The organism is Methylobacterium sp. Ger2507, from assembly GCF_055231875.1.
Window position 1 is genome coordinate 363,785 of the sequence record NZ_JBUYVC010000001.1, and the last position, 18,754, is coordinate 382,538.

Consider the following 18,754-nt stretch of genomic DNA (forward strand, 5'->3'; position numbering starts at 1 on the left):
CGGCGCGGCGCCTTCAGTTCGTGACGGCGACGATCTCGCCATCCTTGAAGCGGGTGAAGACGTAGTCCTGCGGCCCGAGGGCGTCGTGCTGCCCGGGCGCGAAAGGCTTGTCGTAGGTCTTGATCAGGCCCGGATAGGCCGCGACCTTGTAGAAGCCGTCGCGCACCTCCGGTCCCTTGGTCGAACCGGCGGCCTTGATCGCCAGGGCGAGCAGGTGGATGGCGTCGTAGGCGTTGGCGATGCCCACCGCCGGGGTGACGTCGGCCATCGACTTGATCGCCGGATACTTCTTCTTCAGCGCCTCGAGCACGGCCAGCGCCTTCGGGGCGCTGTTGCCCGCGAAGGTGAAGGTCTGGATGAAATGGACCTTCGCGGCGCTCGGCCCGGCAAGCTCGTCGAAGCGTCCGCCGGCCGGCCCCCAATGCGAGACCACCGGCACGCTCCAGCCCATCCGGTCGAGGGACTTCACCACCTGGGCCGAGGGGCCGACATTGCCGACGAGGAACAGGGTGTCGGCGCCGGCCTCCCGCAGGCGGGTGAGCTGGGGCACCATGTCGAGGTCTGCGGCCTCGTACTTCTCGATGCCGGCGGCCGACAGGTTGGCGGCCTTCAGCGCCGCCGTCAGGCCCTGCTGGTTCGACTCGCCCCAGGCGTTGTTGACCAGGATCATCCCGGGCTTCTTCGCCCCGTGAGTCTTCACCGCGTAGGCCACCAGCGCCTCGTCCACCAGGGCATCCACCGCCGAGACCCGGAAGGCGTAGTTGTCGGCGGCCCCGTTGCGGGTGATGCCGGTGCCGGCGGCCCAGGGGCCGAGGAACGGCACCTTCATCTGGTTGGCGATGGGCACCAGCGCCATCGAGACCGGCGTGTCGAGACCGCCGACCAGCGCCACCACGCCGACCCGCTGGATCAGCTCCCGGGCGGCGAGCACGCCTTTCGACGGGTTGGCCTCGTCGTCGCGCGCCACCAGCTCCAGGGGCCGCCCGAGCACGCCGCCACCGGCGTTGATCTCGTCGATGGCGAGGCCGATGCCGCGGGAGATCGCCTCGCCGGATTTCGCCGACTGTCCGCTCAGCGCCGTGACGAGGCCGATCCGGATCGGCTCCGCGGCCCGCGCCGCACCGGCGAGGGGCAGCCCCAGGAGCAGGCAGGCGCCGAGCGCGAGGCGGCGGGTCAGGGGCGGCGTCGATCGGCGGGGCATCGGGTCTCTCCGGCGGGCAATTTGGCAACCCGTCCGCAACCGCCATGCCATCGGGCACACCGCTGACATCGCTGGGAAATTCTCGGGACTGTCCGCGTCGGTGCCTCACGATGCGCCAAAGTGCATACAGTTGTTGCATGCACTTTGGCGGCATTTGCGTCAGGTTTGGCGACGCCTCGGAGACCCGACCATGCCCGATACCTCCCTCACTCAAGACATCACCGCGCGCGACGCGGCCAACGTCACCGCCTATCTCGAAGCCTCGATGGTGCCGGACCCCGAGCGGGCCGCGACCTACATGGCACCGGGCATCAGCATCGTGTTCACGGGGGCCCGCACCTTCGCGCATCCGCGCGAGGTCACCGCGTTCAATGCCGGGCGCTACGCCTGGGTGAAGAAGCGGATGGAGCGCCTCGACGTGGTGCCGGGCGATGGCGTCACCACGGTCTACAGCCTCGGCACGCTCTACGGTGCCTGGCCGGACGGGACGCCGTTCGAGGGCAACCGCTACGTCGACCGGTTCACGGTGCGGGACGGTCTGATCGTGACCATGGAGGTCTGGAACGACAGCGCCGAGCGGCTGCTCACCCGCGCCGGCCTCGACACCTGAGCCGGGCTCAGCCGTCCACGGCCTCGATGTAGGGCGCCAGCAGGCGGCCGAGGTCGCGCTCGCGCGGCGGGGTCGCGACGATGCGCGCCCGCTCGGCGACCGCGTCGAGATGATGGTCCATCAGGGCGCTCACGCGCTCCGGATCGCCGGCGATCAGGGCGGCCACCAGGGCGCGGTGCTCGCTGACACCGCACTCGGCCGAATGGGGTCGGCTGTAGAGCGAGAGCACCAGGGCGCAGCGGTATCCGAGTTCGGCCACGTAGCGCTCCAGCACGGGGCTGCGGGTCATCTGGGCCAGCAACAGGTGGAACTCGGTGGCCAGCCGGATCGACCCGGCCTCGGAGCCTCCCTGCGCGGCCTCCTCCAGCGCGATATGCGCGAGCAGCGCCGCCTGCTGCGCCTCGGTGAGGCGCCCGGCCAGGCGGGCGACCACCAGCCGCTCCAGGCAGATGCGGACATCGAAGGTGTCGCGGGCCTCTTCCCAGCTCGGCGTTGCCACCACGGCGATCCGGTTGCGCCGCAGCTCCACCAGCCCCTCGCTCGCCAGTTGCCCGAGGGCCTGACGGGCGATGGTGCGGCTGACCCCGAAGCGTTCGCCGAGGGCATCCTCCGGCAGACGGTCCCCGGGCACGATGGCCCGCTCGACGATCGCGCGGCGCAGGGCCCGGCAGATCGACCCGACCCGATCCTTGGTCCCCGCCCGCGTGTTGTCGTCCTGCGAGTGGCTCTGCAAGTGACTCTGCATGTGGCTCTGCAAGTGACTCTGCCTTTCGTCCCGTATGTGGTCCCGATTCGTCCCGGTGGTTCGGAAGCACGAGCGGGACCAGACAGGGTCCGATGCCTTCGGTCGAGGGGCCACGGGACGCTGCCTGGTGCGAAAGGCGGGAATCGTCACGGGCGGCGCCCCGGCTGGGCGCCGGTGACCAGGGCGGCGGCGAGGCACCCGAGCCCGATCAGCGCGAGGCTCAGGCGCTCGCCCTGCAGCATGGCGGAGGACAGGAGGCCGATCAGGCGTGGCGACCAGGCTACGGTGAGCGGCTCCTCGACGGCGAGGGCGGCAACCGGCAGCGGGATCGCCGCCAGCAGCATCTGCCAGGGCGCGAGTTCGAGGGGGTGGGCGGTCCAGTTGTGGCGGCGGACATGCAGGATGGCGATGGCCCAGCCCAGCCCAGCCCAGCCCAGCCGGCAATGATCGATTATGAGTATCGGATCGTACAGCGAGACGGACCCACTGCTCATACCATCCGGATGTCAACATAGATCAAAATTCGAGCCGCGAAACAAAGTGATCCGGGCGCGGTTATCGTGACAGAACCGACCCAACACACCGGGACACGTCGCAGGCCGACGCACGATACAAGGATGCGGCGCGGTCAGATCTGGTCCTCGGGTCTGCCCCGACCGCTGCACCACCGCCACGATGCCGAACCGCCCTTCCGGGACATCCTGATCCCGTGCGCGGCGCGGCCTGCCGGTGCCCCGAACCCGATCCGCCACCCCTCAGGAAGAGTTTCGCGATGACGGACTTCCCGAAGCCGCCCTTCGACAAGCAGCGCCAGCTCACGCCGCCGGCCCGCGACGCCGACATGGACCCGCGCCCCGATTACGGCGAGGCGCATTACCGCGGGTCGGGGCGGCTCACCGGGCGGAAGACCATCATCACCGGCGCCGACAGCGGCATCGGTCGCGCCGTCGCCCTGGCCTATGCCCGCGAGGGTGCCGACGTGCTCGTCGCCTATTACGACGAACACGACGACGCGAAGGAGACCTGCCGCCTGGTCGAGGAGGCCGGACGCAAGGCCGTAGCCGTCGCGGGCGACATCAAGGACCCCAAGCATTGCCGCGCGATCATCGACCGGGCGGTGGCGGCCTTCGGGCAGGTCGACGTCCTCGTCAACAACGCAGCCCACCAGAAGACCTTCGAGAAGCCCGAGGACATCTCCGACGAGGAGTGGGAGGTCACCTTCGCCACCAACATCCATGCGATGTTCTATCTGGTGAAGGCCGCGCTGCCGCACATGAAGGCGGGTGCGGCCATCATCAACACCACATCGGTCAATGCCGACACGCCGAGCCCGCAACTGCTCGCCTACGCCACCACCAAAGGCGCGATCCAGAACTTCACCGGCGGTCTGGCCCAGATGCTGGCCGACCGCGACATCCGGGTGAATTGCGTCGCGCCGGGGCCGATCTGGACGCCGCTGATCCCCTCCACCATGCCGATGGAGAAGGTCCGGAGCTTCGGATCGCAGGTGCCGATGCAGCGGCCCGGCCAGCCCTGCGAACTGGCCCCCGTTTACGTCATGCTGGCGAGCCCGGAAGCCAGCTACGTCTCCGGCGCCACCATCGCGGTCACCGGCGGCAAACCTATCATCTGATCACGTCTATCATCTGATTCCGGCAATCATCTGATCACGCCCGTCATCCGAGCGCGCCGATCCTGTGATCCTGTGATCAGCCGATCCTGTGAGGAGATCGCCATGAACGCCCCCCGGAACCGCCCCGATGCGCCCGCGCGCCCGAGCTTGCGAGACTTCGACGCCTATACCGACCGGAACGGCCAGGATTTCGGTCAGGACGAGGCCCGCGATGTCGGCCGCCCGGACCGGTTGCAGAACGCGTTGGACTCGGACCCGAGCTGGCAGGCCGAGACGGCGCGCGTCGCCTCCGGCTTTCCCCGCCAGGATTCCATCGGCGGCGGCGATATCGCCAGCGTCGAGGCGACCGAGGCGGAGACGCCGGCCGCCAACCTGCGCCGCATCTCCGATCCAAGCCCTGCTTCGAAGGTAAGCCTTTCCTCCAAGGCAAGCCCCGCCTCCAATTCGAGCCCCGATCCCGATCCGCGTCCGGCCGCGTCCGGTTCGAAAGAAACGCTCTGACACGAAGGCCGACAGCGATGATTCCCACCCGCCTGCACGCCGTGGCCGACTACCTGCTGCCGGCCGCCATCGCCGCCCTCTCGCTCTCGCCGCGGCGTGGGCGCGCGACGCGCCGGATCATGAGGGTCGGGCCGGTCTGGCACTACGGCTACACGATGCTCACCCGCTACGAAGGCGGTCTCGTTCCGGCGATCGGAATGCCGACCCATCTGGCGTGCGATGCCGTCGGTGCCCTCGGCTTCGTCGGGGCGGCCGCCCTGCTGCAGGACGAGCCGGCCCGGGACCGTCTGCTGCTGGCCGCCATCGGTCTCGGGGAACTCGCCGTCATCGCGGCGAGCCGCCGGCATCCGCCGTGGGACGCGCGCGCGACGACCGATGGACGGCAGCGCTAGCGGCTCACCGAACGCCTTCCTGATCGAACCACGGGAGCCCGCCATGGAGCGCGACATCGAGGACTCGACATCGGACAAGCCGGACTCCACCGGCACCAACGCGCGTCCGCGTGAGACAACCATCGCTCAGACCGGAGACGGTATTCCGGACGACAGCGGCCGTCCGGTGCAAGTCGATGACACGGAACTCAAGCGCATCGCGGACAAGATCCGCACGCTATAGCCTGGCACCGATGCGACAGCATCGCGACGGAACTGTTCGAATGCGGAACGATTGATTCCTTACCCACCCGAAACCGCAGACAGGAGCCGCGCATGACGGCCAAGGCACCGCCCGTTCCGCCCGCCAACCAGTCCGATAAGGGCCCCGGGAGCGCACCGGAAGCGCCCCTTGCCACGGGTCCGAAGGGGTCGAGCCAGACCCAGAACCCCGACAAGATCGGGCAGGCCGGCAATTCCAAGGTGAACACCACGAACCAGGGCTACCAGCAGGATCGCTAATGAGCACCTCGAAGAAGACGCCCGCCGCCGACCGTCATCACGGCGGCCCCGGCAGCAGCCATCAGGACGCGTCCAAGCCGCAGGCGGACGTACGGCACGGCCCGATTCCGGGCAGTCCGACCAACGACGCGACGTCCCATGTATCCGGCGGCGGCGGTGAGCGCGACCGCCATCATGCCCACGATGCCGAGGGCAAATCCGCCGCCCGGTCGCACTGAGTCGGCTTCTTCGGAGCTGACTTTTTCGGAGCTGACCTTTGCCGAGCCGGCGTCTTCGGTGCCGGCGCCGGCCCTCAGGATCTCAACATCTCAGGAGACGCAGCGATGGCGAACGCCGATCGACACAAGATGGGTCCGGCCGCACAGGGCAAGGGCACCGGAACCGGCGCCATGACGGACCTGCCGGACGGAATTCTCGAAGAGAACATGGTTCTCAGCAATCGCGACAAGTCCCGGCACAACGACATGCGCGGGCTCGACAGCAAGATGGTCCAGACCGAGCAGTATCAGGACCATGCCGCCAACCGGGAGATTCCGGCCGACGCGATCGAGTCGGGTCCGGCCGGAAACACGACCGGGCTCGCCAGCCCGAAGTCGGACCTGTCCGGCGCTCAGAGCAGCCTCGCCAGCCAGGACAAGCCGTAGGCCGCAGAAGATCTTGCTCACGAGGATCTTGCCCACGAGGATCTTGCCCACGAGGATCTTGCCCATGCAGACAACCACGCAGCTTCGCGACCAGGGCCGCCCCGAGACCGGCGGCCCCCGTCAGGGTCCGGGTTCCGGCGACGGTCGGACCGTCGATCAAGCCGATCAGGTCAGCAGCCTGGTGTTGCTCGGCCTCGCCATCGTGGGCGCCGGCGTGGTCGTGACCCTGGAAGCCCTCATCCACTGAGCCGGGCTTACCGACGGACGCGGGATCGGCTTCGGATCTGGCGACCGGATGCAATTCGGGAGATCCTTCGTGCCGCCCATCGACCATAAACCCAACCCTGTGCGGACGAACCGCTTCGGATGGATCGCCGCCGGTCTGCTGGTAGCAGCCCTGATCGCCTACACGATCTACTTCGTCATGATCCCATCGCCCCTGCCGCCGCAATGATCGGCATCAGCAAAGTGCTCACCTTGAGCCGGGCACGGGTCGCAAGGTCATCATCGGATAGTCTACTCATTGATCGAAGTTAAGATCTTTTCTAATCTGAAAATCGACTCGGCCGCATCCGACAAGTGGGAACAAGCAACGGCGAACTGAGATTCACGGAAATGATCACGCCTTAAGATCAAAATCCTGTTCTCTCAGCTCGAAAGACCGTTCCCATGGATCGACGTTCCGTTCTGTTTGCTATGGCAGGCTTGGTCTCGGCCGTGCCGCTGGCCCAGGCCCAGCCCGCTTTCGACCTCGGCTCGCCGGATCAGTTCCGGCTGTCGGAACTGATGGGCGGCGAGTTCGCCATCCAGACCAGCCGGCTCGCTCTCGAGCGCTCGCGCAGCCCCGCCATCCGCAACTTCGCGCAACTCGAGATCAACGAGCAGACCGCCGTGGCGGCCGCCCTCGGGGCGACACCGGGCAGCGTGCAGCCGCGGCCGGACCAGATGGCGATCCTGCAGCAACTACAGGGCGTCTCGCCGGGTCGAGCCTTCGACCGCGCCTACGTGCAGGGACAGATCGCCGGTCATGAGGAGTTGCTGGCGCTGAACACCGCCTATGCGCAGGGTGGCTCCGACCCCCGCGGCCGCGCGGTGGCCACCGTGGCGGTGCCGTCGATCCAGACCCACCTGTCCATGCTCAGCAGCCTGCGCCGCGGCGGCCACGTCTGACGCGGATCGGAGAAATTCGCGGGGCAGACCGCGTCATGCCCCGCGAATTTCGTGATCGACCCGTGGGGCTGGCGGCTCAGCCGCCGCCAATCCCGCTGGTGATGGTGCCGGTCCCCCGGCATTCGGGGCAGGGCTGGGCGTTCAGCAGTCCGGTCCCCTGGCAGTGACGACACAGGTTCTCGCCGGTCCCCGGCGCGCCAGGCGTGGCCTCGTCACCGGGTTTGGTCGGTTCCGGATCCGGCATTCGTCGCTCCTCATGGCTCTCGATTGTCAGATCCTGGTAAAAACTCAAACGACAACGTGTGTTCCCCATCGGACAGCAGAGCCATTACAGGAACTGTACGGATCAGGACAGAAGTATCGCGCGTCTCAGGACTGAGGAACGAGCGCGATATTCGGCGATTGCCCTGACATATCCCCTCTTCGGAAAGCCTTCGTAGCATGTCCCTCGTGAAAACGTCCGCGCCCCTTTTCGGAGCCGCCCTCATCGCCGCCGTCACCGGCCTGTCCGTCTCGGCCCAGACCGGCGTCCTGCCCGAGCGCGGACCCGGTGGACGCGGCACCATCGTCGAGAGCCAGCCGAACACCACCGGAAACGATCCCGACGTGGTGATCGCGCGGGGCGCCAACGGGGCCGACACCATCACCACCGACTCGGCCGCGGGCGGCAACGCCAACCTGCCCGAGCGCGCCATCCCGAACGGCAGCGCGGGTGGCGGCGGCGGCGGTCGCTGATCGCACAGGCCCGATCACCTCGGACCCGAATGCAGCCAGAAGAGCCCCGAATCCCGGTTCGGGGCTCTTCTGGCATTCCGGCTGCGTCACAGCGTGGCGTCGCCCGAGGGCGTCGAACGGCCGGTCGGATTGACGCGTTGGCCCCGCACAGACACCCGGAGACCTCCATGGCCCTGCGATCCGAAACCCCACCCACCCCGGGCGATCTCTCCGTCGAGACGCCCCCGGACTCCGAGCGGCCCACCACCGCCATGCTCAAGGCGGATATCGACAGCGGGCGGACCGGCGACAAGATCGCCCATTACGACACCGGCCTGTCGCAACTCGGCACCGACGACGAGGCGGCCGGCAATGCCCCCTCGCATGCGCGCATCGCCCTGGCACGCAAGACCGAGGCGGCCCCCCCGAAGGTCCGCGCCGCAGCGAAGCCCGAGGGTCACAACCGGTGGATCCTGCCGCTGTTCATCGGGTTCGCCGCGATGGTCCCCGTGGTGGTCGGTACGTCGCTCTACCTGTTCGGACGATAGGCGACCGCACGCCGCGGGAAGGGCCGGACCTCAGACGGTCCGGCTGCGCCGGCGGGCGACCTCGGCGAGGGCGGCGAGGTCCTTGTCGGCATCGCCGTAGTCCATCGCCGCGATCAGGGTGTCGCGCAACACGTCGGCGAAGGGCATCGGCACGCCGGCCGCCCCGGCGGCGTCCAGGGCGAGGCCGATATCCTTGGCGCCGAGCTTGAGGGCAAATCCCGGCGGCTCGTAGCGATGGTCGGCGATCAAAGCGCCGTAGTTCTTGTAGACCGGCGATGCGAACAGCGTGTTGGTGAGAAGGTCGAGGAGATCGCCCCCCGTGACCCCGTGCCCCTCCACCAAGGCGGCCGCTTCGCCCATCGCCTCGATCGCCGAGATCAGCATGAAGTTGCCCGCGAGCTTGACCGCGTTGGCCCGGTGCGGCTCGGACCCGAAGGCCCAGGTCCGGGCGCCCATGGCATCGAGCAGCGGCTGCGCCCGGGCGACGGCTGCGGGATCGCCCGCCGCGACGATGTTCAGCTTGCCCATGGCGGCGACATCGGGGCGACCGAAGACGGGGGCCGCGACGTAGGGCACTCCGGCGCGCGCATGGATCGCCGCCAGATCCTCGGCCAGGGCCACCGAGATCGTGCTCATCGACAGGTGCAGGCCCGGGCGGGTGCCGCCGTCGAGGAGACCGCCCGCGACGATCACGGCGCGCAACGCCGCGTCGTCCGCCAGCATGGTGATCGCCGCATCGCCCGCGAAGGCTTCGGCGGCCGTGGCCACCGGCACCACGCCTTCCAGCCCCTCGACCCCCGCCGGGGAGCGATTCCAGACCCGGACCCGGTGACCGGCCCGCACGAGGCTCGCCGCCATGCCGCGTCCCATCCGGCCGAGGCCGATCACGCCCACATCCATGAACCGTCTCCCGCGTTGCGTCGTCTCAGTGGCCGTTGAGGAATTCGAGGGTCAGCGTGTTGAACTGGTCCGTCGCTTCCAGGTGGACGAGGTGGCCGATGCCCGGCAGCACCACGGCGCGGCCGTTCGGCATCCGAGCGGCCAACGTGCGCGCGTGCTCGGCGTTGCGCCCCATGTCGGCCCGGAGCGATTCCGGCGCGAAGGGCTTGCCCGGGGCATTGTGGTCGTTTTCGCCCATGAGGAAGAGGGTCGGCACCGGGATCAGCGGGATCTCATGCACCACCGGCTGGCCCCAGATGGCCTGGTAGGAATTGACGAAGGACTGGAGCCAGCGCGGATACTCGCCCGAGCCCTTGACCCGCTCGCGCACGGAGACGAACGGCTCGATGGCGGAGGACGGCAGCGACAGGGCATAGTTCGTCATCAACTGGCGGCGATAGGAATCGGCGGTCGCGTCGCCCTCCAGGCGCAGCAGGGTCGCGTCGGAGACGGGCGGCACGGTGAACCGGTAATCCTCCAGACCGATCGGGGCTTCGAGCACGAGGCTGTTGATGCGGGCCGGGGCATTGCGGGTCAGGCGCACCGCCAGCATTCCGCCCATCGAATGGGCCACCACGTCGACGCGCGGCAACCCGAGGGAATCGAGCAGGCCCACCGTGTCGGCCGCCATGGCGTCGAACGTGTACGGGCCGACGGGCTTGGCCGATTTGCCGAATCCGAGCTGATCCGGAACCAGCACCCGGTACCCGGCGCGGCTGAGCGCCAGGATCACCGGTTGCCAGTAGCTCGACGGGAAATTGCGCCCGTGCAGGAGCAGGACGGTGCGTCCGTTGGCCTGCCCCTCGGCGGGCACATCCATATAGGCGAGGCGCTGGCGCTCGCCGTCGCGCATCCGCTCGAGGAAGAACACCGGATAGGGATAGGCGAAGCCTTCGAGGGCGATGCCCAGGGGAGACGCGTCGTCGGACCTCGTCTGCGCGGCGGCCGGTGCGACGGTGAGCTGGGCCGCCAGAAGGAGGGCGGAGACTGAGCGGAGCGCGTCCATGTGTGTTCCCGACAACGGCGCGCGGTCGCACGCGTCGGCTGACATAGCGCAGGTTCCGGCCGCATGCCGCCCGATCCGGGTGACAAAGGACACGCGGAGTCTCCGGCCCCCTTGCGGAAACCGGCGCCGCGTCCCACGCCTCGGCCATGAATGTCGACGCGCCCCGCCACGCCTCGCCCGAGCCCGTACCGGATGGTTTGCCGGTGCGCGAACGCATGCTGGCGCTTTTGGCGATCAGCCTTGCGATGACCATGGCGGTGCTCGACGGCGCCATCGTCAACGTGGCCCTGCCGGTGATGGCCAAGGATCTGGCGGTGGAGCCCTCCGCGGCGATCTTCGTCACCAACAGCTTCCAGATCGCGGTGACGGCCTCCCTGCTGCCTCTGGCCTCGCTGGGCGACATCCTCGGTTATCGCCGGGTCTACCTCACCGGCCTCGTCCTGTTCACGGCGGCCTCCGTGGCCTGCGCCTTCGCCCCGACCCTCGACTGGCTGGTGGCGGCGCGGATCGCGCAGGGGTTCGGCGCCGCCGGCATCATGAGCGTCAACATCGCCCTGGTGCGCTTCATCTATCCGCATCGCCTGATCGGGCGCGGCGTCGGCAACGTCGCCCTGGTGGTGGCCATGGCCTCGGCCGCCGGGCCGACGGTGGCGGCCGCGATCCTGTCGGTGGCGACCTGGCCCTGGCTGTTCCTGGTCAACCTGCCGGTTGGGGTGATCGCCCTCGCGGTCGGCGCCCGCACCCTGCCGGCGACGCCGAAGAGCGGCGGCCGCTTCGACATCCGCAGCGCGCTTCTCAACGCCCTGACCTTCGGGCTCCTGATCACCGGCGTCGACGGCCTCGGCGATCCGGCCACGCGGGGCGTCGCCCTGGCGGAGATCGGCGCGGCCCTCTGCGTCGGCGCCGTCTTCGTCTGGACGCAGACCCGGATGACCCGTCCGCTCCTGCCGGTCGATCTCCTGCGGATTCCAGCCTTCGCCCTCTCCATGGCGACCTCGATCGCCTCGTTCGGGGCGCAGATGATGGCCTATGTCGCCCTGCCCTTCTACTTTCAGGACGTGCTGCACCTGTCCGAGACGCAGACCGGCTTCCTGATGACGCCCTGGCCCATCGCCATCGCGGTGATGGCCCCCCTGTCCGGGCGCCTCGCGGACCGCTACGCTCCAGGGCTGCTGGGCGGCCTCGGTCTCGCCCTGATGGCGACCGGCCTGGCGGCGATCGCGCTGCTGCCGGCGGACGCCTCCCATCTCGATATCGCCTGGCGCCTCACCCTGTGCGGCCTCGGCTTCGGGCTGTTCCAGTCGCCGAACAACAAGGTCATCATCACCAGCGCCCCGCGTGACCGCAGCGGCGGGGCCAGCGGCATGCAATCCACCGCGCGTCTGACCGGACAATCCTTCGGGGCCGCCCTGGTGGCGGTGATCTTCGGGTTGCACCAGGGCGCCGCTCCGGCCGGACCGGTGGCCGCGACCCTGTGGTGCGCCGTCGGTCTCGCCGCCTTCGGGGCGGTGGCCAGCGTCTTGCGGCGCCAACAGACAGGATGACGCTTCGGAGAAACGAGACTTCGGAGAGACGGTCTTCGGAACGTTGACCCAGCCCCGGCAGAGCCGCGCCGATGGCGTGATCGCACCAGGGCCGTTCCGGCGCGTTGACCCGGTGCCAGCTCCACCGAGGACAAGACCATGCAACTCGACCTGTCGGGCAAGCGCGCCCTCGTCAGCGGTTCCACCACCGGCATCGGCTACGCCATCGCCAAGGCCCTGGCGGAGCTCGGCGCGACGGTGGCGATCAACGGGCGCACCCAGGATCGCGTGCGCGACGCCGTCGAGCGCCTCAAGCGCGAGACCGGCAAGGCGACCTTCATCGGCGCGCCGGGCGACGTCTCCACCCCGGACGGGGCCGCGCGCGTGGTCGCGGGGCTGCCGGACATCGACATCCTGGTCAACAACACCGGCATCTTCGAGCCGAAGCCGTTCTTCGACATTCCGGACGAGGACTGGCACCGCTTCTTCGAGACCAACGTGATGAGCGGCGTGCGCCTGTCGCGCGCCTACACGCCGGGCATGGTCCAGCGCGGTTGGGGCCGGGTTGTCTTCATTTCCAGCGAATCCGGCGTGAACATCCCGGTGGAGATGGTCCATTACGGCATGACCAAGACGGCCCAGCTCGCCGTGGCGCGCGGCCTGGCCGAGACCGTGTCCGGCTCCGGCGTGACCGTGAACAGCGTGCTGCCGGGACCGACCCTGTCCGAGGGCGTCGCGGACTTCATGAAGAGCATGGCCAAGGACGATGGACGGGGCGGCGACGTCGACCTCGATGCCGCCGGCCGCGCCTTCGTGGCCGAGCACCGCCCGACCTCGCTGATCGGCCGCCTCGCCACCGTCGACGAAGTCGCCAGCATGGTGGCCTATATCTGCAGCCCGGCCGCCAGCGCCACCAGCGGGGCGGCCCTCCGGGTCGATGGCGGCGTGGTGCGCAGCATCGTGTGACGCCCAAGTCACACGGAGCCGAGCACTCGATTGAGAAGGGCCGGGATCGAAAAGGATTGAAAAAAGCGCGGTGTCATTAACGATTTGGTCATCCTTCCATTCGAGGTTCCCGGGCCGATGGGAGGATGCCGATGGGAGATTACGCGCTCGAGGGACCGCGCTGGGGCCGAGGTCCGGCGGGGACAGGCGGCGGCATGGTCACCTGGGCTCTCGACGCAACGATTCCCGCGAGCTTCGTCGGCGTCATCCAGGCCGCCTTCGCCGCCTGGTCGAGCTATGCCGACATCGCCTTCCAGCAGGTCGTGTCGATGGTCGAATCCGATATCGATTTCACCCTGAACAGCATCGACGGTCTCGGCAAGGTCGTCGGGAATGCGACCTATTCCTATAGCGGACAGCGCCTTCAATCCGTGACCGTCGCCTTCGACAGTGGAGAAGGATGGCACACGGCGAAGGGCCGCGTCGTCAGCAATCAGAACGTCGATCTTTCCGCCGTCGCCCTTCACGAGATCGGGCATGCGATCGGGCTCGACCACTACAATGCCAAGCCGGAGGTGATGAACGCCATCCTGGATCCCACCATCTCCAGCCTCGCGGCCGGCGACATCGCGGGCGTCCAGGCGCTGTACGGCGCTCGCAGCGCCCCGATTCAGGCAGCACCGCCCGCCCTGGTCGTGCAGGCCGAGGTCACGGCTGTGCACCGTTTCTACGACACTAAGACCGGGGACCATTTCTACACCACGAGCGGCGCCGAGAAGGCGCAGATCCTGCAGACCCTGCCGTGGTTCACCTACGAGGGAACCCCGTGGGCGACCCCGAGCCAGGGAGCCGACACCATCGACGTGTTCCGGTTCTTCGACACCGGCACGACCGCGCATTTCTTCACGACCAGCGTCGGCGAGCGCGACCAGATCATCAAGACCAACCCGTCCTACAAATACGAGGGCGTCGCGTTCGAGGCCTACGCGGATGCCAGCGCGCCCGGCACCGTGACGCTGGAGCGGTTCTTCAACACCAAGACCGGCCAGCATCACTTCGCCGGCAATGCCGAGGAGGCCGCCGGCATCAACCAGGGCGCTGCCGGTGCGGGCTGGATCGACGAGGGCAAGGGCTTCACCGTGCACGCGCCCAGCGACGGCATGCTGTTCGCCTGACTGCGTGGTAACGGCCGCCCTACTCGCCCTCTGCCTCGAACATCTCGTCGAAGGAATAGCCCGAGCCGCGCACGGTGCGGATCGGGTCGCTCTGGCGCGGACGGTTCAGGGCCTTGCGCAGGCGGCCGACATGGACGTCGACGGTGCGCTCGTCGATGTAGACGTCGTGGCCCCAGACCCCATCGAGGAGCTGCTCGCGGGAAAACACCCGGCCGGGGCTCTGCATCAGGAACTCGAGCAGCTTGAACTCGGTCGGCCCGAGATGGATCTCGCGGCCCTCGCGGCGAATGCGGTGGCTGACCCGGTCGAGCTCGATGTCGCCGGCCACCAGCAGGTTGGCCACGTGGGCGGGCTTGGCCCGACGCAGCAGCGCGCGCACCCGCGCCAGCAGTTCCGGCACCGAGAACGGCTTGACGATGTAGTCGTCGGCGCCCGTGCCGAGACCGCGGATGCGGTCGCCCTCCTCGCCGCGCGCCGTGAGCATGATCACCGGCAGGCGCTCGGTCTCGCGCCGGGCCCGGATGCGGCGGCACAGCTCGATGCCCGACAGGGCCGGCAGCATCCAGTCGAGCAGGACGAGGTCGGGGACCTGCTCCTGCAGGCGCAGGTCCGCCTCGTCGCCGCGCGCGGCGGAATCGACGATGAAGCCCTCGGCCTCGAGGTTGTAGCGGAGGAGGAGGGTCAGGGCCTCCTCGTCCTCGACGATCAGGATACGCGTACTCATCGTGCGCTTTCGATCAGGCGGAGTCAGGCCGCGCCGGGCATGTCCACCGTGGCGTAGTTGGACGCGTCGTTCTTGGGTCGCTCCCGCTCCGCCAGCAGGTTCTCGCCGGTGACCAGGTAGTGGATCGTCTCGGCGATGTTGGTGGTGTGATCGCCGATGCGCTCGATGTTCTTGGCCACGAACAGCAGGTGGGTACAGAACGAGATGTTGCGCGGGTCCTCCATCATGTAGGTCAGGAGTTCGCGGAACAGCGAGTTGTAGAGCGCGTCGATGGCGTCGTCGCGCTCCCACACGTCGAGCGCCGCCTTGATGTCGCGGCTGGCATAGGCGTCGAGCACGTCCTTGAGCTGCTCCTGCACGAGGTCGCTCATGTGCTGGACGCCGATGACGATCTTCTGCGGCTGGATCTGGTCGGCGATGGCCACGACGCGCTTGGCGACGTTCTTGGCGAGATCGCCGATGCGCTCGATATCGTTCGAGACGCGGATCGCCGTCACCGTCTCGCGCAGGTCGATGGCCAGCGGCTGGCGCCGGGCGATCAGCAGGATCGCCCGCTCCTCGATCTCGCGCTGAAGGGTGTCGAGGCGGGTATCGGCCGCGATGACGGCCTGAGCCAGGGGAGAGTCGCGGCGCACCAGGGCCTCGCCGGCCTCGGTCATCATCTTCTCGGCGATGCCGCCCATCTCGGAGATCGAGCGGCGCAGGTTCTCAAGATCCGTGTCGTAGGATTTGACGATGTGGTCGGGCATGGGTCGCACTCCTCGGTCGGGCCCGCCTGTCCGGTGCCCGCCACGGCATGGGATCTGGCATGGGTTCTGGCATGGGGTCTGGCGTGGACCGGATCAGCCGAAGCGGCCGGTGATGTAGTCCTGGGTCTGGCGCTTCTCCGGATTCATGAAGATGCGCGTGGTGGGTCCGAACTCCACCAGTTCGCCGAGATACATGAAGGCGGTGAACTGCGAGATGCGCGCCGCCTGCTGCATGTTGTGGGTCACGATGACAATGGTGAATTCCGAGCGCAGCTGCTCGATCAGCTCCTCGATGCGACCGGTCGAGATCGGGTCGAGGGCCGAGGTCGGCTCGTCGAACAGGATCACCTCCGGGCGCTGGGCCACGGTGCGGGCGATGCAGAGGCGCTGCTGCTGACCGCCGGACAGGCCCATGCCGGATTGCTTGAGCTTGTCCTTGACCTCGTCCCAGAGGGCGGCCTTGCGGAGCGATTCCTCGACGCGCACGTCGAGGTCGGCCTTGGGCAGCTTCTCGTAGAGGCGCAGGCCGAAGGCGACGTTGTCGTAGATCGACATCGGGAACGGCGTCGGCTTCTGGAACACCATGCCGATGCGCGAGCGCAGCTCGTTCAGGTCGACGTTGGAATCCAGCACGTTCTGGCCGTCGAGGAGGATTTCGCCCTCCGCCCGCTGGTCCGGATACAGGCTGTAGATGCGGTTGAAGGTGCGCAGCAGGGTCGACTTCCCGCAGCCGGACGGGCCGATCAGCGCCGTCACCTGGCGGTCGTGGAAGTTGAGGTTGACCGACTTCAGGCCGTGGAAGCTGCCGTAGTAGAAGTTCAGGTCCTTGACGGCGATGCGGATCGGCGAGGTCTCGTCGGCCTTGTGGCGTCCGGTGAGCTGCGCGGAGGTGATCCCGGGGGCGGCGTTCATCGGTTCAGCATCCTGTCGAGCGAAGGGGAGGAAGCGGGAGGCGGGGCGCTGGAGGTCAGCGCGACCGCTCGGTCTTGATGACGAACCGGGCCACGATCGACAGGGCGAGGATCGTGACCGTGATCAGGAGGGCGCCGGCCCAGGCGAGCTGCTGCCAGTTCTGGTAGGGCGAGAGCGCGAACTGGTAGATCATCACCGGCAGGTTCGGGACGCCGCCCATCAGGTTGGCGGAGAACCAGCTGTTGTTGTTGAGCGCCGTGAACAGGAGCGGCGCCGTCTCGCCGGCGATGCGGGCGAGCGCCAGGATGATGCCGGTGACGATGCCGGCGCTGGCCCCGCGCCAGGTGATGCTCTTGATCACGATGGAGGGCGGCGCGCCGAGCGCCGCGCCGGCTTCGCGCAGGGTCGAGGGCACGAGGCGCAGCATGTCCTCGGTGGTGCGCACGATGACCGGGGTGGCGATGATGGCGAGCGCCACGGCGCCGGCCCAGCCCGAATAGGAGCCCATCGGGCGCACCATCAGGGTGTAGACGAACAGGCCGATGAGGATCGAGGGCGCCGACAGAAGGATGTCGTTCAGGAAGCGGATGACATCGGCGAGCTTCGAGTTGCGGCCGTACTCGGCCAGGAAGGTGCCGGCCATCACGCCGACCGGGGTCGCCACCAGGATGGCCAGGACGGTCATCACGAGGCTGCCCAGGATGGCGTTGGCGATGCCGCCGCCCTCGGAGCCGGGTCCCGGCGTCGGCTCGGTGAAGAGCATCGGCGAGAAGCCCTTGATGCCCTCGACCACCAGCATGAACAGGATCGAGCCGAGCACGACGATGCCGACCAGCGTGGCGATCGTGCTGGCCAGGATCAGGGTCCGGTCGGCGATCCGGCGGCCCGAGCGGACCCGGCTGATCCGGGCCGGCGTGGCAGTGAGGGGGTTGGCGGTGAGGGGGTTGGCGGCGTCCATGATGGGGTTCCTGACGTCTCGAAGCGCGGGGTCGCGGGCCTTGGGGCGATCCGGCTTCAGGCGACCTTGGCGCGGCGGGTGAGGATGCGGGCGATGATCAGGACGAAGAAGGTGATCACGAAGAGGATGCAGCCCAGCGCCATCAGGGAGTTCAGCTGCAGGCCGTCGGCCTCGTTGAACTCGTTGGCGATGCGCGACGCGATGGTGGAGCCCGGATCGAAGACCGAACCCGAGAGCCGGTTGGCGTTGCCGATGACGAAGGTCACCGCCATGGTCTCGCCGAGCGCCCGGCCGAGGCCGAGCATGATCGCGCCGATGATCGAGACCGAGGCCTGCGGCACCAGCACGTGGCGCACCACCTCCCAGGTGGTGCAGCCGATGCCGTAGGCGCTCTCGCGCAGCACGGTCGGGATCTGGTCGAGCATGTCGCGGGTGATCGAGGCCACGAAGGGCACGATCATGATGGCGAGGATGATGCCGGCGGTGAGGATGCCGACGCCGGAGGGCACGCGGGCGTAGAACAGGGTGCCGACGATGGGCATCCCCTCGACCAGGTTCGAGACCGGCACCTGCACGAAGCGGGCGAACAGGGGGGCGAACACGAACAGGCCCCACATGCCGTAGATGATGCTCGGCACCGAGGCGAGAAGCTCGATGGTCATCGAGACCGGCTTGCGGGCCCAGCCGGGGCAAAGCTGGGTCAGGTAGACCGCGATGCCGAGCGACAGCGGCACGCCGATCAGCAGGGCGAGGACCGCCGAGGCCAGGGTGCCCACGATGGCCACCAGGGCGCCGTACTGCTCCTGCCCGATATTCCAGGTGCTGGAGGTGATGAAGCCGAAGCCGAACTCGTTGAAGGCCGGCCAGGCGCCGTAGGCGATGGAGCCCAGGATGCCGGCCAGGAAGAGGAGCACCAGGAGGGCCGAGCCGTAGGAGGCCGTGCGGAACAGGCTGTCGCCGAGGCCGCCGGGCTTCTTGCGGACCGAGGCGCGGTCCCGCGTCAGGGCGATCTGGTCAGTCAAGGCGGCCATCCGAGTGTCTTCTCTTCACCGGGCGGCGTCCTACCCTGCGCCGGGCGTCGGCGCGAGAGGGGATCACCGGATCGTTGCCAGGGGGGGTGCGCCGGCCGAACCCGGCGTCGTGACGCCGGGCCGGTCTGGCACG

General features: G+C 68.5%; 26 protein-coding genes. 16 read left to right on the plus strand and 10 right to left on the minus strand.

Annotation, left to right across the window (positions count from 1 at the left end):
* Positions 1–13: 13 nt before the first annotated feature.
* Positions 14–1,201, minus strand: a complete 1,188-nt coding sequence (locus ACV7NL_RS01655; RefSeq protein ID WP_463354755.1) for an ABC transporter substrate-binding protein — start codon at positions 1,199–1,201, stop codon at positions 14–16.
* Between the two features lie 190 nt (positions 1,202–1,391).
* On the opposite strand from ACV7NL_RS01655, the gene ACV7NL_RS01660 reads away from it, so the two are divergent.
* Entirely contained in the window at positions 1,392–1,811 is a 420-nt protein-coding gene (locus tag ACV7NL_RS01660; protein WP_056185796.1) for a nuclear transport factor 2 family protein, read from the plus strand.
* Positions 1,812–1,818: 7 nt separating this feature from the next.
* On the opposite strand, the gene ACV7NL_RS01665 is transcribed toward ACV7NL_RS01660, so the two are convergent.
* Together ACV7NL_RS01665 and ACV7NL_RS01670 are read right to left on the minus strand one after the other, a co-directional pair.
* Complete coding sequence (locus tag ACV7NL_RS01665; RefSeq protein ID WP_247634809.1) at positions 1,819–2,556, minus strand: GntR family transcriptional regulator; 738 nt, start codon at positions 2,554–2,556, stop codon at positions 1,819–1,821.
* 146 nt (positions 2,557–2,702) lie between these two features.
* Positions 2,703–3,050 carry a hypothetical protein gene (locus ACV7NL_RS01670; RefSeq protein WP_463354756.1) on the minus strand — a complete coding sequence of 116 codons (348 nt, stop codon included), beginning with the start codon at positions 3,048–3,050 and terminating at the stop codon, positions 2,703–2,705.
* 278 nt (positions 3,051–3,328) lie between these two features.
* Between ACV7NL_RS01670 and ACV7NL_RS01675 the strand changes: the two genes are divergently transcribed.
* From ACV7NL_RS01675 to ACV7NL_RS01730, 12 genes are all read left to right on the plus strand, one after another.
* Positions 3,329–4,189 (plus strand): glucose 1-dehydrogenase, encoded by an 861-nt coding sequence (locus ACV7NL_RS01675; protein WP_056185807.1) that lies wholly within the window; start codon positions 3,329–3,331, stop codon positions 4,187–4,189.
* A gap of 102 nt (positions 4,190–4,291) precedes the next feature.
* On the plus strand, positions 4,292–4,690 hold the full coding sequence (locus tag ACV7NL_RS01680) for a hypothetical protein (protein WP_463354757.1): 399 nt from the start codon (positions 4,292–4,294) through the stop codon (positions 4,688–4,690).
* A 17-nt stretch (positions 4,691–4,707) separates the two neighbouring features.
* A complete protein-coding gene (locus ACV7NL_RS01685) occupies positions 4,708–5,082 on the plus strand; it encodes a hypothetical protein (protein WP_056185810.1) in 375 nt (124 codons plus the stop codon).
* 43 nt (positions 5,083–5,125) lie between these two features.
* Entirely contained in the window at positions 5,126–5,305 is a 180-nt protein-coding gene (locus ACV7NL_RS01690) for a hypothetical protein (protein ID WP_056485962.1), read from the plus strand.
* A 92-nt stretch (positions 5,306–5,397) separates the two neighbouring features.
* Positions 5,398–5,583: a hypothetical protein gene (locus tag ACV7NL_RS01695; RefSeq protein WP_056185813.1), complete on the plus strand. Its 186-nt coding sequence runs from the start codon at positions 5,398–5,400 to the stop codon at positions 5,581–5,583.
* On the plus strand, positions 5,583–5,801 hold the full coding sequence (locus ACV7NL_RS01700; RefSeq protein ID WP_056185816.1) for a hypothetical protein: 219 nt from the start codon (positions 5,583–5,585) through the stop codon (positions 5,799–5,801). Before ACV7NL_RS01695 ends, ACV7NL_RS01700 begins: the two co-directional genes overlap by 1 nt.
* Before the next feature lie 105 nt (positions 5,802–5,906).
* Positions 5,907–6,227: a hypothetical protein gene (locus ACV7NL_RS01705; protein WP_056185819.1), complete on the plus strand. Its 321-nt coding sequence runs from the start codon at positions 5,907–5,909 to the stop codon at positions 6,225–6,227.
* Positions 6,228–6,291: 64 nt separating this feature from the next.
* Positions 6,292–6,474, plus strand: a complete 183-nt coding sequence (locus ACV7NL_RS01710; protein ID WP_247634815.1) for a hypothetical protein — start codon at positions 6,292–6,294, stop codon at positions 6,472–6,474.
* 69 nt (positions 6,475–6,543) lie between these two features.
* Positions 6,544–6,681 carry a hypothetical protein gene (locus ACV7NL_RS01715; protein ID WP_156376169.1) on the plus strand — a complete coding sequence of 46 codons (138 nt, stop codon included), beginning with the start codon at positions 6,544–6,546 and terminating at the stop codon, positions 6,679–6,681.
* A gap of 215 nt (positions 6,682–6,896) precedes the next feature.
* The gene (locus ACV7NL_RS01720) at positions 6,897–7,397 is read left to right on the plus strand and encodes a DUF4142 domain-containing protein (protein ID WP_463354758.1); all 501 of its coding nucleotides are present in this window, start codon (positions 6,897–6,899) and stop codon (positions 7,395–7,397) included.
* Positions 7,398–7,838: 441 nt separating this feature from the next.
* Positions 7,839–8,132, plus strand: a complete 294-nt coding sequence (locus ACV7NL_RS01725) for a hypothetical protein (RefSeq protein WP_463354759.1) — start codon at positions 7,839–7,841, stop codon at positions 8,130–8,132.
* A 167-nt stretch (positions 8,133–8,299) separates the two neighbouring features.
* Positions 8,300–8,659 (plus strand): hypothetical protein, encoded by a 360-nt coding sequence (locus ACV7NL_RS01730; RefSeq protein ID WP_056185830.1) that lies wholly within the window; start codon positions 8,300–8,302, stop codon positions 8,657–8,659.
* A gap of 30 nt (positions 8,660–8,689) precedes the next feature.
* Here ACV7NL_RS01730 and ACV7NL_RS01735 read toward each other — a convergent pair whose 3' ends face one another.
* On the minus strand, positions 8,690–9,559 hold the full coding sequence (locus ACV7NL_RS01735) for an NAD(P)-dependent oxidoreductase (RefSeq protein ID WP_463354760.1): 870 nt from the start codon (positions 9,557–9,559) through the stop codon (positions 8,690–8,692).
* A gap of 25 nt (positions 9,560–9,584) precedes the next feature.
* Positions 9,585–10,604 (minus strand): alpha/beta fold hydrolase, encoded by a 1,020-nt coding sequence (locus tag ACV7NL_RS01740; protein WP_463354761.1) that lies wholly within the window; start codon positions 10,602–10,604, stop codon positions 9,585–9,587.
* Between the two features lie 146 nt (positions 10,605–10,750).
* On the opposite strand from ACV7NL_RS01740, the gene ACV7NL_RS01745 reads away from it, so the two are divergent.
* The 3 genes from ACV7NL_RS01745 to ACV7NL_RS01755 all read left to right on the plus strand — a co-directional run bounded on the left by ACV7NL_RS01745 (position 10,751) and on the right by ACV7NL_RS01755 (position 14,247).
* Positions 10,751–12,148 carry an MFS transporter gene (locus ACV7NL_RS01745; protein ID WP_463354762.1) on the plus strand — a complete coding sequence of 466 codons (1,398 nt, stop codon included), beginning with the start codon at positions 10,751–10,753 and terminating at the stop codon, positions 12,146–12,148.
* A gap of 138 nt (positions 12,149–12,286) precedes the next feature.
* Positions 12,287–13,093 carry an SDR family NAD(P)-dependent oxidoreductase gene (locus ACV7NL_RS01750; protein ID WP_056185843.1) on the plus strand — a complete coding sequence of 269 codons (807 nt, stop codon included), beginning with the start codon at positions 12,287–12,289 and terminating at the stop codon, positions 13,091–13,093.
* A 194-nt stretch (positions 13,094–13,287) separates the two neighbouring features.
* Entirely contained in the window at positions 13,288–14,247 is a 960-nt protein-coding gene (locus ACV7NL_RS01755; protein ID WP_463354763.1) for a matrixin family metalloprotease, read from the plus strand.
* 19 nt (positions 14,248–14,266) lie between these two features.
* Here ACV7NL_RS01755 and phoB read toward each other — a convergent pair whose 3' ends face one another.
* The 5 genes from phoB to pstC all read right to left on the minus strand — a co-directional run bounded on the left by phoB (position 14,267) and on the right by pstC (position 18,621).
* Positions 14,267–14,971: a phosphate regulon transcriptional regulator PhoB gene (gene phoB, locus ACV7NL_RS01760; protein ID WP_056181319.1), complete on the minus strand. Its 705-nt coding sequence runs from the start codon at positions 14,969–14,971 to the stop codon at positions 14,267–14,269.
* Between the two features lie 23 nt (positions 14,972–14,994).
* Positions 14,995–15,720 (minus strand): phosphate signaling complex protein PhoU, encoded by a 726-nt coding sequence (phoU, locus tag ACV7NL_RS01765; RefSeq protein ID WP_056181321.1) that lies wholly within the window; start codon positions 15,718–15,720, stop codon positions 14,995–14,997.
* A gap of 93 nt (positions 15,721–15,813) precedes the next feature.
* Positions 15,814–16,632 carry a phosphate ABC transporter ATP-binding protein PstB gene (pstB, locus tag ACV7NL_RS01770; RefSeq protein ID WP_056181324.1) on the minus strand — a complete coding sequence of 273 codons (819 nt, stop codon included), beginning with the start codon at positions 16,630–16,632 and terminating at the stop codon, positions 15,814–15,816.
* A 55-nt stretch (positions 16,633–16,687) separates the two neighbouring features.
* A complete protein-coding gene (pstA, locus tag ACV7NL_RS01775; protein WP_463354764.1) occupies positions 16,688–17,590 on the minus strand; it encodes a phosphate ABC transporter permease PstA in 903 nt (300 codons plus the stop codon).
* A gap of 56 nt (positions 17,591–17,646) precedes the next feature.
* Positions 17,647–18,621, minus strand: a complete 975-nt coding sequence (pstC, locus tag ACV7NL_RS01780; protein ID WP_056181330.1) for a phosphate ABC transporter permease subunit PstC — start codon at positions 18,619–18,621, stop codon at positions 17,647–17,649.
* Positions 18,622–18,754 lie beyond the last annotated feature (133 nt).